At 31.6% G+C, this 14,586-nt stretch carries 11 protein-coding genes; 4 read left to right on the forward strand and 7 right to left on the reverse strand.

The genetic code is table 11. The annotated features are described in order from the left end of the window. The first annotated feature begins 34 nt into the window (after window positions 1-34). From B2U95_RS06185 to miaA, 4 genes are read left to right on the forward strand one after another with little or no spacing between them, the layout of a single operon-like run. Window positions 35-1,408, forward strand: a complete 1,374-nt coding sequence (locus tag B2U95_RS06185) for an exonuclease domain-containing protein (RefSeq protein ID WP_296313962.1) — start codon at window positions 35-37, stop codon at window positions 1,406-1,408. Beyond that, a complete protein-coding gene (locus tag B2U95_RS06190; protein ID WP_296313858.1) occupies window positions 1,405-3,351 on the forward strand; it encodes a DUF3857 domain-containing protein in 1,947 nt (648 codons plus the stop codon). Before B2U95_RS06185 ends, B2U95_RS06190 begins: the two co-directional genes overlap by 4 nt. 24 nt (window positions 3,352-3,375) lie before the next feature. Then, window positions 3,376-4,266, forward strand: a complete 891-nt coding sequence (locus B2U95_RS06195; RefSeq protein WP_296313860.1) for an ion transporter — start codon at window positions 3,376-3,378, stop codon at window positions 4,264-4,266. A 15-nt stretch (window positions 4,267-4,281) separates the two neighbouring features. Next, window positions 4,282-5,214: a tRNA (adenosine(37)-N6)-dimethylallyltransferase MiaA gene (gene miaA, locus B2U95_RS06200; protein ID WP_296313862.1), complete on the forward strand. Its 933-nt coding sequence runs from the start codon at window positions 4,282-4,284 to the stop codon at window positions 5,212-5,214. Between the two features lie 35 nt (window positions 5,215-5,249). Here miaA and B2U95_RS06205 read toward each other — a convergent pair whose 3' ends face one another. The 7 genes from B2U95_RS06205 to B2U95_RS06235 all read right to left on the reverse strand — a co-directional run. Then, the gene (locus B2U95_RS06205) at window positions 5,250-5,957 is read right to left on the reverse strand and encodes a response regulator transcription factor (protein ID WP_296313864.1); all 708 of its coding nucleotides are present in this window, start codon (window positions 5,955-5,957) and stop codon (window positions 5,250-5,252) included. Window positions 5,958-5,966: 9 nt separating this feature from the next. Further along, entirely contained in the window at window positions 5,967-7,538 is a 1,572-nt protein-coding gene (locus B2U95_RS06210; protein WP_296313866.1) for a sensor histidine kinase, read from the reverse strand. Between the two features lie 73 nt (window positions 7,539-7,611). Next, window positions 7,612-8,199, reverse strand: coding sequence for a dephospho-CoA kinase (gene coaE, locus B2U95_RS06215; protein WP_296313867.1), 588 nt, complete (start codon window positions 8,197-8,199; stop codon window positions 7,612-7,614). 1 nt (window position 8,200) lies between these two features. Further along, window positions 8,201-9,163, reverse strand: coding sequence for a hypothetical protein (locus B2U95_RS06220; protein WP_296313869.1), 963 nt, complete (start codon window positions 9,161-9,163; stop codon window positions 8,201-8,203). Between the two features lies 1 nt (window position 9,164). Continuing rightward, window positions 9,165-10,169 carry a glycosyltransferase gene (locus B2U95_RS06225; RefSeq protein WP_296313871.1) on the reverse strand — a complete coding sequence of 335 codons (1,005 nt, stop codon included), beginning with the start codon at window positions 10,167-10,169 and terminating at the stop codon, window positions 9,165-9,167. A gap of 76 nt (window positions 10,170-10,245) precedes the next feature. Next, entirely contained in the window at window positions 10,246-12,360 is a 2,115-nt protein-coding gene (locus tag B2U95_RS06230; protein WP_296313872.1) for a T9SS type A sorting domain-containing protein, read from the reverse strand. 137 nt (window positions 12,361-12,497) lie between these two features. Next, on the reverse strand, window positions 12,498-14,586 hold a 2,089-nt coding region (locus B2U95_RS06235), incomplete at its 5' end, for a VCBS repeat-containing protein (protein WP_296313873.1).

Raw genomic sequence — 14,586 nt, forward strand, 5'->3', positions numbered from 1 at the left:
GTTACCTTCGACTTAATAATAAATATCTTAAACAATTTACACAATACTAGACATAGAAACCACTGGTGGCAAATTTAACGAAGAAGGCATTACAGAAATTGCTATCTATCAGTTTGATGGACATAAAGTCACAGATCAATTTATTTCTTTAGTAAATCCCGAGCGAGAAATTCAGCCTTTTGTTGTTAATCTTACTGGTATTAATTCTAAAATGCTTAGAACCGCTCCTAAATTTTATGAGGTAGCAAAGCGCATTGTAGAAATTACGGAAGACTGTATTCTTGTTGCTCACAATGCAGATTTTGATTATAGAATTCTTAAAACAGAATTTAAACGTCTTGGTTTCCCTTTTAAACGCAAAACACTATGTACTGTAGAGCTATCTAAACAACTTATACCAGATATGGAATCTTACAGCTTGGGCAAACTAGCCAGAGCATTGGGTATTCCTGTAAGTGATAGACATCGCGCTAATGGAGATGCTATGGCTACTGTAAAGCTGTTTAAAATGTTATTGCATAAAGATTTAGACAAAGTCATTATTAGAGCTGCTGTAAAATCAGAGCAGCAGTCTAAAATAGCACCAAAACTTACAGAAATAATTGAAGAATTACCAAGCGACACTGGTGTTTATTATATACACGATGCTAATGGTAATATAATTTATATTGGTAAAAGCAATAACATTAGAAAACGCATTACGCAACATTTCACTAATACCAATTCCAAATCAAAAAAAATTCAACTACAAGTTGCAGCAGTAACTTATGAAAAAACAGGAAGCGAATTAGTTGCGCTTTTAAAAGAAAATGAGGAGATTAAGACCAATAAGCCTATTCATAACCGTGCATTAAAGCGTAATATATTTTCACAAGGTTTATATAGTTTTATAGATGCAGATGGTTACCTAAATTTAAAAATTAGTCCACTTAAAAAAGACGAAAAGCCTATTACCACTTTTACAAATAGACAAGGTGCAATAGCCTTTATGAATAGAATGGTTGAGACTTATGAGTTATGTGAAAAATTTAGTGGTTTATCAAAATCTAAATCAGGTTGCTTTAGATATAGTATTAAAGAATGTCATGGAGCTTGCATTAAAGAAGAAACTCCTTTAGACTATAATAAGCGTGCTCTTAATGTTATTGAACAAAACAGCTACCAAAACAGAGACATGATTCTTATAGATCGTGGCAGAGCTATAGATGAAAAAAGTGTCATTCTTATTGAAGGGGGAATATTTAAAGGTATTGGTTTTTTTAATTTAAATCATCAAATTAACAACAGAGATATACTGTCTAATCTAATTACTCCGATGGAAAATAATAGAGACACACAACATATTATACAAAGCTATATGAGACGAAACAAGAGACTTAAAATTGTTGAATTAAAAAATAATAAATGAAAATAAAATTAACCCTATTTACACTTATCATTCCCTTTTTAGTTTTTTCTCAAGGTTTTAATCCAGGAATGCCTGTTTCAAAAAGCGATTTAGAACTAACTTCTTATGCCAAAGATTCAACAGCAAGTGCGGTTGTTATATATGATTATGGCAATAGTTTTATTGATAAAGAAACATTTTGGCTTAGAGTGCAAATGCAACAAAAGATAAAAATATTAAGAACAGAAGGTATAGAAAGAGGTGAATTTGAAATAAAACTCTATAAAGGAAAATCTTCAAAAGAAAAAATTCTAAATATTAGAGGGACAACTTACAATTTAGAGAACGACAATATTGTGAAAACAAAAATGGACTCTAAAGCTGTTTTTGAAGAGGAAAATGAAGATTATACACTCGTAAAATTTATTTTACCTAATGTAAAAGTTGGAAGTGTTATTACTGTGAGTTACGAAACCCAATCTCGTTTTATGTCAAAGTTTCAACCGTGGTATTTTCAAGGTCCAGATCCCGTAATTTATAGTGAATATAATACAAGTATTCCTGGTAATTATGAATACAACATAAAACTGGTAGGATCAATCCCCCTTGAAACTCATGATACACACATTGAAAAAAATTGTATTATAATAAATGGGGATGTAGGTGCCGATTGTTCTGAAGCAAAATATGTAATGAAGGATGTACCTGCATATAAGCCTGAAGGGTTTACAACCACTGCTTTAAACTATACTGCTAGAATAGAATACGAATTAAGTGTAATACAAGGTTTTGATGGCAGCATTGATAAACTAACCAAAACTTGGAAAATTGTTGACAAAGAACTTAATACAAACTCGGACTTTGGCAAGCAATTAAGCAAAAAAAGTCTTGCAAAAAATGTTTTACCAAAAAGTATCACATCGCTTGATGAAGACTTAGATAAAGCAAAAGCTATACATCAATTCATACTCGATAATTACAAATGGAATGGTAAATCTGAACGCTATGATGTTTCAGTAAAAACTTTGAATAAGGAAAAAACTGGTAGTACTTTTGAAATTAACTTATTGTTAGAAAATCTACTAACAAATGAAGGGTTTAAAGTATTTCCTATATTAATGTCTACACGTGCCAATGGCTTAGCAACAAAAATATACCCTGTACTCACGGATTTTAATTACGTTATTTTAAAAACTACAATAGGTGACAAAGATTATTTCTTAGATGCAACTGATCCTTATTTATCATTTGGTGAATTACCTTTTAAATGCCTCAACCAATATGGTAGATTAATTGACTTTGAAGATGGCAGCTATTGGCAAAATATAACAGTTTCTGAGAATTCATTAAGACAACATAAAGTATTAATAGACACTTTTGAGAACGACATGTTTAAAGGTGAAATAGAAAGCAAATTCACTGGATATCATTCGCACAATCTCAAACGTAGTTTTAATGAAAATAGTGAAAGTTATAAAGAGAAGAAAGCGAATAACTATTCCGATTTTGAGATAGATGAACATGAGGTTGTAGATTTTAATAAAAACAAGTACGAATTTAACGAGAAAATCAAACTATCTCTTGAGCCTGAATATTTAGGTAATAAAATATATTTGAATCCATTTTTGATAAAGTTTTTTACCGAAAACCCTTTTAAGCTTCAGCAAAGAACTTACCCAATAGACTTTGGTTATAAAGATACTTACTCCTATATACTACTTATAGATATAAAGGATAATCTGAAAATAATTGAGACTCCACAAGATTTTACTTATAGATTACCTGATAAATCAGGTAGTTTTATATTTAACACAAAACTTCAAGACAATCAACTCACATTGCACTTTAAAGTTAATTTTGATAAAGCCATTTATGATCCAAAATTTTATCAGAGTTTGAAAAATTTCATGAATAAGATAGTAGAAACACAAAAAAATACAGTTATAGTATTCGAAAAGCAATAGTTTTACTTTTTGTACATTTAAAACATGGAATCGAATAATAAACATACCTGGAAAACTAAACTTCATGAAATTATTTATGAAGCAGATACACCTATTGGGAAAGTATTTGACGTTCTATTATTAGTCTTTATTTTACTAAGTATTGTTTTAGTAATGCTAGAAAGTGTTAATAGTATAGACAAAAAATACCATGAACTCTTATATATTGGTGAATGGGTTGTTACAATATTATTCTCGCTAGAATACATTTTAAGAATCGTTAGTGTTAAAAAACCACTAAAATACATTTTTAGCTTTTTTGGCATTATAGATTTTCTTTCTACTATACCAATGTATTTAGCCTTCTTTTTTGCAGGTTCACAAGCTTTAGTAACCTTAAGAGCCTTAAGATTACTCAGAGTTTTTAGAATTTTAAAATTAGCGCGTTATTTAGGAGCATCAAATCAATTAAAGGATTCTATTATTGCAAGTCGTCTAAAAATCATGGTTTTCCTATTTGCAATAATGATTTCCTCAGTTATTTTCGGAACTATTATGTATTTAGTTGAAGGTGAGGCCAACGGTTTTGATAACATCCCAAAAAGTGTCTATTGGTGTGTTGTAACGCTGACTACTGTAGGGTTTGGAGATATTGCACCACAAACAGCCTTAGGACAATTAATAACAACTTTCATCATGATTTTAGGTTACGGAATCATAGCCGTACCAACGGGAATAGTATCTGCTGAGTATGTTAGAAGTAGCCAAAAAGCTGATAAAGAAAATGAGGATTTAAAGAATGAAAATCTTAATAAGCAGGTTGATAGTAATATTGCAATTCATCTTAATTCTCAACATTGTGACAATTGCAATGTTTCAAACCACAGAGATAATTCAGATTTCTGCTATAATTGCGGCCATCAACTCCATCATTAAAGCGTAGATTTATTAATGGATAAGATATCCCCAAATTATGTAATCGCAATTGTAGGACCAACAGCAATTGGCAAAACCACATTAAGTATAAAATTGGCGAAGCATTTTAATTCTGAAATTGTATCTGCCGACTCGCGTCAGTTCTATAAAGAAATGTCTATTGGTACAGCAATACCTTCTGAAGAAGAACTCACTAGTGCTCCACATCATTTTATTCAGCATAAATCAATTCAAGATCATTTTAATGTTGGTGATTTTGAACGTGTTTCAATTTCTAAAATAAAAGAGCTACATCAAAAAAGTTCTGTCGTAGTTATGGTTGGTGGTTCTGGCTTATATGTAAAAGCTCTCACTAAAGGCTTAGATTATTTTCCTGAGGTTGATCCGAATATTAGAACCCAACTCAATAAAAAAATCGAAGACGAAGGCCTAAATACACTACAAGAGCAGCTTAAGAATTTAGATTTTGAAGGTTATAAAACCATTGCGATAGATAATCCACAACGCGTTATTAGAGCCTTAGAGATTTGTATTGGCACTGGTAAGCCATATTCATCTTTTCTCACAAATCCTGAAAAAAAACGTCCATTCAAAACCATAACTATTGGTTTGGAGGCAGAAAGACCTGTTATATATGATAGAATTAACCAGCGTGTAGATATAATGCTTGAGAATGGATTACTTGAAGAGGCCAAGAGTTTGTATAAGTATAAAGATTTAAATGCACTAAATACAGTCGGTTATAAAGAGCTCTTTAAATATTTTAATGATGAGTACACCTTAGATTTCGCCATTTCTGAAATAAAAAAAAACACAAGACGATTTGCAAAACGTCAGTTAACTTGGTTTAGAAAAGACACCTCTATTAAATGGTTTAATTATAAATGTGACACTAGTGACATCGTAAACTTTATAGAAAAAGTAATAAAAAAAAATCCAACTAATTAAAGTTGGATTTTACATTAATATCATTAAGTAATTAATTACTTATTGTTTATCACTAGTCTAAAACCTTCACCATGTATATTCAAAATTTCTACTTCCGGGTCTGGTTTTAAATACTTACGTAGCTTGGCTATATAAACATCCATACTACGAGATGTAAAATAATTATCATCTCTCCAAATTTTAGTCAATGCAAGCTCTCTAGGCATTAAATCATTTTCATGCAAAGCTAAAAGACGTAATAATTCGTTCTCTTTAGGAGATAATTTTGACGGATCACCACCATCAAATTTTAAAAAACGTAGTTTAGAATTTAATTCGAAACGACCAATTGTAAATTCAAATTGTTTACTATCTGCTAATGTATCTGTAGCTTTACGCTGTATTATAGCTTTAATCTTCATTAAAAGAACTTCACTATCAAATGGCTTATTCAGATAATCGTCAGCACCAACTTTGTAACCTTTAAGGACATCTTCTTTCATGGCTTTAGCCGTTAAAAAAACGATTGGCACATCGGTATTTTTTTCTCTTATTTCCTTCGCTAATGTAAACCCGTCTTTATAAGGCATCATTACATCTAAAATACAAAGGTCATAATCGTCTTTTTTGAACTTCTCAAAACCTTCCATTCCATTCTTGGCATGGACAACGTCATAATCGTTCATCATTAAATAATCTTTTAAAACGGTTCCAAAATTGGGATCATCTTCTACCAAAAGAATTTTTTTGTTTTGTTCTTCCATAATTCGTTTTTATGATATTAATGGCATTTTTATAATAAAAGTACTGCCTTTTCCTTTTTCACTTTCTACTGAGATATGACCTTGATGGTCATCTATTATTCGTTTTACATAAGCTAAACCAAGCCCATGACCTTTTACGTTGTGTACATTACCTGTGTGTTCTCTGTAAAACTTCTCAAACACACGTTTTACTACTTGTTTAGACATTCCGTTACCATGGTCTACTATTTTTACAATAATACTGTTACCAACGTTTTCTGTATAAATATCAATCTTTGGTTTATCATCCGAATACTTAATCGCATTATCTAAAACATTAACAATCACATTTGTAAAATGTGTTTCGTTAGCTAAAATTGATGATTTATCAGCATCTAAATGGCACTTTAATTCACCTTGTCTATCTTCTACAATTAACTCTACATGAGTCATTGCATCTTCTATTATGTCGTGTAACTCTAAGCTTTCCTTACTTATATTGAGCTCATTTTTTTCTAATTTAGAGATACGTAATACGTTCTCTACCTGAGCATGCATCCGTTTATTTTCCTCTTTAATCATTCTTAAATACCGCATTACCTTTTCTTGATCACCAATTATCTTTGGATTCTTAATAGAATCTAAGGCCAAGTTTATGGTTGCTATAGGCGTCTTAAACTCGTGCGTCATATTATTAATAAAATCAGTTTTTATCTGAGATATTTGACGTTGCTTAATTAGCTGATAAATAGCACTAGAATAAGCAACAATAATAATGCCAGTAAAAACGATAGAAAGTACGACCATCCATAATATTGAGGATAACAAGTATTTTTTTCTATTCGGAAAATCTACATATAAACTATAGCTACTTTCGTTATTGTTATCCAAAAAAACAAGAACACCTGTTGTACTTTCTGGGTTTTTTTGAAAATTCACAGTTTGTACTGTGGTTGCTAAATCAGTATCATATATAGAAAACTCAAAATCTAAATCTATACCTTCTCCTTTTAGCTCTCTTTCTAATAAAGTTTCTACCTGTTGTTTTGTAACTCTTTTATAAATAGGTACTCTTTTTAACAAGTCTTTAAATGATTCTTCGTAAGTCTGTTTATCTATTTTAGACATTGAAGAAATCTCAACTAAACGCTGCTTTGGTTTAATAGACCGATCACCATCTATTTGAGAATTAGTATAAATTTCAGTAACACGTTCTTTAGTACGTTTACTAACATTTATACTGTCTGCATCAATTTCAAAGAACAATGATGGTACTTTAAACCTCTCTTCTACACTTGTATTTCGGTGTACTATCGTTTCATCAGTAATATCATCTTCAGCAGTAATATAGAGCTTTTTAATAATCGTTGTATCTGGCTCTTTTTGTTGTGCTAATAAAGGTCTTATTAAACTAATATACTTTTTGAGTTCAAGATCTTCTATATCTCTAGACACAAAACTCAAAGCTCTTGTTACACTTAAAGTAAAAGTTTCTTCCTTATTTTTTAAACTATTATTAATAAAAAATGACTGAACAAAGATGATACCTACAAGCGATAAACTCATTAATACCACTAATAAGACGAATATCTTCTTACCCATTATTCAAATTTAACATTTTAACATTTAGACAAATTATGTTTAACCTTACATTAACACAAGAGCGTTATATCTTTTATTGTAATACTGCTGTAAGTTTATTGTGAATTTCCAATACTTTCACCTTAGCTGATTCTAAATTCTCATTAATAATAACGAAGTCTGATTTTTTTATTTTTTCAGAATCTGGTAATTGATTATTTATAATGGACTTAATTTTATCTTTAGACGTATCATCTCTTTTTAATACTCGCGCTACTCTTATCGCTTCATCTGCAACCACAGTAATAATAAAATCGTATTGAGATTCTAAGTTGTTTTCAAATATAATTGCGACCTCTTTTATAATATATGACGCCTTTTGCTTTTTTAACCAACGTCTAAAGTGCGATGCTACTTTAGGGTGTACTATTGCATTCATTTTTTGAAGTAAATCTTTATCTGCAAAAATTTGTGACGCTAAAAACGGTCTATTTAATTCACCCTCAATATATGCAGCGTCACCAAATAGCTCTTTCAATTTTCTTTTAATGACTTTAGAGCGGTTCATTAATGCTTTTGCTTCTTTATCTGCAATATAAATTGGCACACCCAAAGATTTAAAGTAATTCGCAATAGTCGTCTTACCACTGCCTATACCACCTGTTAATCCAACAATTTTCATCTTATAGTTTTATAAAATCAATTCGTTTTTGCTTCATATTTATACGCTTAACTACATCTGGTTTTTTAATTATTTTAGGCACTAAATATGTTTGGTTTTCACTGATATCTAAATAATCACATTCTACTATAAAATCATTAGCCTTTATTGAGCTATATGCTTCTAAAGCAGCATAAAATGATAGTGTAACCGTTTTAGGGAAGTGATTAATTTCTATGGTTTTTGGTTTATTAATTATCGTTACAGGTACATTAACTTTTCCTTCTGTAAAACGTGTTACTATAGCGCTAACATTAACAGATTTAGGGAATACCTCTATTCCGCTATACTGAGAAACATCTATATTAACCTGTTCATTTATATTAGCATTTATACCTTTAAGACTTAAGAGCTCAGTTGTCATTGACATAAGTTTATTTACTTCCTTAGCTGAGCCTACAACTTTTAAACTATCTACATCTAACTTATAATCCCCTTTTACATCATAACCTATAGCAAAATTTATATCGCTCTTTAAAACTATTGGAATTAATTTGGACGCTCTTTTTGAATACTTTAAAAGTATTGAATCTGGTTTAACCGAAAGTAGCTTGTACGATTCGCCTAGTTGATTCTCGATTAAGAATTTATTCTTTTGTACATCAAAAATAAAATAACCTTGTTTAGATACTAGATCAGTCTTTGCATCTAAGATAATATCCTTGTAGTTTTTAAAAAGTAAAGGCACAAAAGCAAAACCTTTAGCCTCTATAAAAGCGTTTATCGTATTTAAGGAATCATTTTGAAGAATAATCTCATCTTCTACGTTGACTAAGTTTAATTTAAGTTTTATTGTTTGCTTATAGTCGTTAGAAAGTTTAGAGAAAATTAAAAAAACAAAAGCAATTATAAAAAAGAGGCTAAAACGTTTTACATTCTTCCTTTTTAAATAATCTGTTATGTTTACTCTTTTCTTAGAATTCATCTTACTTAAAAAATAAATGAGGAAATGCGTCTTCTGGATTTTTACGTAATACAATTAAATTAAACGTTGATTTTATAAACCCGAAGCCGTAGCCAAAAAACTGAATTAAAATTGCCAACATAGCTTGTATCGCAACTGTTATATTCTTGTTAGATAATAATGCTACAACAAATGCAATTGTAAAATACACAAGGTATATAAAAATTGCTTGTGGAATATTTAGAAACAATAAAATCACAGAAACAATAAAACCAAAGCTAAATAATGTAGGAAACCAGTACACTAAACTCTTAGATTTAGGATGCCACTGGTTAAGAATTGGTCTTACCATACCAAATTTGTGGACTTGTTTATAAAACTTAGACCACGATATACGACGTTTATGATATACAAAAGCTGTTTCTATTAATGTTGTTTTGAAACCTAATTTATGAAGTCTTAAAGATAAATCTGGATCTTCACCTGGGTGAATCTTACCAAAACCACCAGACGCTAAAAAAGCATCCTTAGACATACCCATATTAAAACTTCTAGGCTGAAAATCATTAACCTGCTGTTTTCCTCCCCTTATGCCACCTGTTGTAATAAAAGAGGTCATTGCAAAGTTAATAGCCTTTTGAAGATCTGTAAATGAGCTATGCGCAGCATCTGGACCACCAAAGCAATCGTAGTAGGAGTTACTCAAAAACATAATGACTTCTTTTAAATAATTTGAAGGCAAAATAACATCCGAGTCTAATATAATAAAGTAGTTGCCTTTTGCTTTTTGCATGCCGTAATTTCTAGAATCACCAGGTCCTGAATTAGATTTAAAATAATAAGATATTTGAAGTTGATCTTTAAACGTATTAATTACAGCTTCTGAAGTCTCTGTAGAGCCATCTTCTGCAATTACAATTTCATAATCAGTATTACCCTCTAAATTAATAAAACTCTCTAGAAGCTCTTTAATCTCATTAGGTCTATTAAAAACGGGAATAATAAATGAAAATTGTAAATCCTTCATAATTACAAATGTAATTAAACCAAAAAAGAAAAAGCCACCCAATGGGTGGCTTTTACTAATTATATAAGTTGTAAGCTTACTGCTTAATAACTCTGATTGTTTTAGTAACGTTTGCTATAGTTACTTTAACAAAATAAGTACCTGTTTGTAAATTAGACATATCTAATTCACTATCTACAGTATTAGGAGTCGCTCTTAATACTTCTTGACCTAGCATATTGTACATAGTAACATTCTCAATGCTATTTTGAGCATTTAATGTTAATGTATTTTTAACTGGGTTAGGGAAATATGTAAATGCAGCTTGGTTTTCTAAAGTATCAACACTTAATGAAGCACTGAATGCAGAGATTGAAAAAGGCTCAAATTCATCATCACCAAATCCCCATACTCTTATGTATAAAGTCTCACCAGCAGTTAAACCTGTTAGCTCCATAAAAGAGTATGCTCCAGTTGCAGCATCATCATCGTCACATTCTACAGATGTAAATACGCCTGTACAATCAGTATCACTTGTATAAACTTCCATAGCAGTATCATTACCAGTTGTGCCAGTTGCAACATCTGCACCAGTTTCTATAGTAAGATCGCCTGAAGCAGGAACTACTACAGTATACCAAACATCATTTGTCCATGCACCACCACAAGAGTTTGTGAAACCAGAATCAGTAGCACCAACTAATGTACCATCAGAAGGATTATCAGTATAAAGAGCGCCTGGTGTTAATGCCACTGCACTTGCACAATCGTCGTTTGCAGGTGGTGGTGGTGGACATGTAAACGTAAATGTGCCGACTGTGAAATCACAAGCTGCGTCTGGCCCCGTAAGTTCTACTGTTACTGAATCTCCACTATTATATGGTCCTGTTGTTACTGTACCTACAGTTACAGCTACTGCTGCATTTACTCCATCATCTAAAACTGTTCCTGCATCTCCTGCAACTGAAACAACATGCTCAACTACAAAAGTTCCTGTTCCATCTGGATCACAGGTCTCAACTATTGTTGAACTATCTATTACTGTTCCAGTACAAAATGGTGGTGGTACACAACTTACAGCTAAAGTGTATGCTCCTACATTTGCATTGAATCCATGAACTAATACATAGTATTCTGTTCCAACTAAAGTACCTGGTAAAGTAAGTAAAGATGTTGTTCCTGCTCCTCCGTCATCATCTCCATCTACACAAACAAGAGCTGCACAAGAACCTTCAAACACTCTAATTTTTGTATCAAACGCTGATCCTGTTAAATCTAAAGTAACATCATCCCCTACTGTACCTATTGCTGCGCCTGCATCATTAGAATTGGCACCCGTAAATGTAAACCATACTGCTCCTGCTGTTCCTGCTGTTGTACCACAAGTTCCTGGATCTACTGCTTCTGGAGAAGCTGCAGTTGTATCTCCTACATAAGTACCAGCACATGCAATAGCTATTGCACCTGCACACTCATCATTTGGAGGTGGACATCCCGAACTATAAGTTCCTATAGCAAAGTCACAAGCAGAATCCGAATGCTCAGCAGTTAAAGTAATTACATCACCAATGGTATAAGGTCCTACTGTTAATGTTCCTGCAACAATTGGATATGTACTTGTTCCATCGTTAATAACTGTTCCGTCGCCTACACCTGAGACAACAACATCTATAGTAAATAGCGAGTTAGCACAATCATCAACAACAGTTTCACTATCCACTACTGCTGAAGTACACGTTAATGCTGGAATTACAGTAGAAGTTAACGTAAACGCAGTATTGTTTGGTGTTCCCCAATTTGAAATAACTATTTTATAACTTGTCCCTGCAACGAGCTCTGGAGTTGTAACTGACAGATCAGCTGTGGCACCAGTATTTTCTGCTGAAACAACACAATTTGGAGCTGTATCTGGGCAATTATCTAACACAAAAATACCTGCCCAAGTTTGAGTGATATCAGTCATGTCTAGCTGTAAAGTCTCACCTGTCTCAGTAGCAGTGTACTCAAACCAATATTCATCATCATTGTAATTGCCATTACAAGGATTGGCTGGTGCTGCTCCACCACCATCAAAAGATCCAGGTTGACCTGTAGAATCACCAGCTTGTGGTGTACCAGGTGTTAATGCTAATGCACTTGCGCAATCTGCCTGAGAAAAACCAAAGGTTATGCAACAAAACGCTAAAATTGTGAAGAGTAAATTTTTTTTCATAATGTATATTTAAGTTAGTAATTCCTTAAAAATATGTTAATTATAGATAACACAATCATGTGAATTGTACAAATCGTTTATATACAAAAATCGACGGTAAACGGATTCGCTATTAACAAACTAAATACATATTAAAATTATTCTACAGAATAAAACTTAAGAACGTCTCTGTTCGAAGACACCATGATACAAGACTTACCGTTAACTTTTATTTCACCAATATCTCTACAGTCTTTATTGACAAAAAAACCAGATTTTAAAGCTGGTACAATTTCAACGTCCATAGTATCGTTGTTATTAATTAAAACATTGCCTACATGTGCATCGTAACGTCCAGTTTCTACTTCTACTGGATAGTGGTTGCCAACTAATAAAAGGTCTGGTATATCGTCTTTATTAATATTCAAACTTAATATACCGTTAGTTGGCGCTAATTGTGCTTGGTTTGGCAAGAATTCTATATCAAAACTTTTCCCTTTTAAGTTAATAAAAGTCGTTGATTTAAAATTGGTCGCATCATAACTTGTGGCGTTTTCTAAGTTTTGTTTACCATAGATTTCTTCAAGTTTTAAGAGTCCAAACTCATTATAAGATGTAACTTTTTCGTCTATTTCAGGAAGTTGCTGGGCACTGCATTGTTTTCCTCTTACTGGATATAATTTTCCATCATTGTAATAACCTAAAACCACATCGTTAGTACCGCTATTATCAAAATCTTTTGCATAAATTTTAAAGGGTTCTTTTTCTGAGGCTTTATGTTTTGTGTTTGTCCCTAAATTTCCTGCTACAATATCTTTATAGCCGTCCTTATTTATGTCTATAGTTAATAATGAGTTCCACCAACCTACTTGGTTTGCCAAACCATAACTTTCTGTTTCATTAATAAAGTGAGTCCCATCATTAATATATATTTCTATTGGCATCCATTGCCCAGTAACTACTAAATCTAAATTATTGTCTGCATTAATATCTACAAATTCTGCAGCTTTAACCATACCAATATTTTGAAGTCCCTTTGCTTTTTCTTTAGTTACATCAATAAATTTTCCATCTCTATTCTCTAATAAAAAACTTTTTCCTGGTTTTGGGTATTGATTTGGAATAAGAAACCCTCCAACAAATAGATCTAAATCTCCATCCTTATCATAATCTGCTGCTTTAACACAAGAGCCACTTGCTTGCATTACAGGTAAAACGTTTGTTGTTTTAAGAAAGTTACCCTTTCCATCGTTTTCGTAGACTCTATCTTGTAAGTATGGCGAATCTAGCTCATACTCATTACTTCCACTAACCACATAAAGGTCTTTATCTCCATCTTTATCATAATCGAAAAATAATACTCCTAAATCTTCACATAATTTATCTTTAGCAAATACACTTTTATTAACCGAAACAAACTCTCCTCCCTTTTTTTGAATAAATAATTCTCCTGCATAACCGACTCCACTCCCTATAAAAAAATCATCTAATCCATCGTTATTAATATCTGCAACATCGAAAAATGGTCCTTCCTGAGAAAGTTTATGTGGTAAAAGAACTTCTTTCTCATAATCATTATAGTCATTTTCTTTGTGTACGTAATTAATATTTATGGCATTAGTTATATCTTGAAAATATTGATTTGGTTTATCTTGTTTTTTTATATAATTAAAATTTGCTGAAGCTAAATCTATAGTATGCTTCATATTAATTTGAATATTCTCTACAAGCGTTTGTTTTCCGTTTGGCCATGTAATAAGAAGTGAATCGACTTTGATTTTATCTCCTAATCCAAAATGGATTTTACGTTCTGAAATAGATTGATACCCTTTTGCGTTTTTAAGCTCGGATACCTGATAATTATCTTTATCTAATATTTCAATTTTCGCTCCACTAGGTACTTTTTTATTATTTTTTAAAACAATATCTAAAAAGTTTGAATCACCATTACTGTTGTTTCTAAAAACAGATGCCTGATCATCTATATTGTTAATTATTATGTCTAGATCCCCATCATTATCTAGATCTGCGTAAGCGGCACCATTAGAGTTCATTTCATGATTAATTCCCCAATCTCTTGTCTTATCTGTGAAAGTTAAATCTTTATTATTTTGAAAAATATAGTTTGCTATTTTTTTAGTAGGAATAAGATGTGAAAATTCGGTGAATTTTTTAGCTCCCTCTTTTTCCATTTGCTTTTCTAATTTTTTTGAAAAATCTTTAGATAGTATATCTCTCTTATAACCA

Source organism: Winogradskyella sp. UBA3174 (genome assembly GCF_002364335.1).
Classification (GTDB): Bacteria; Bacteroidota; Bacteroidia; order Flavobacteriales; family Flavobacteriaceae; genus Winogradskyella.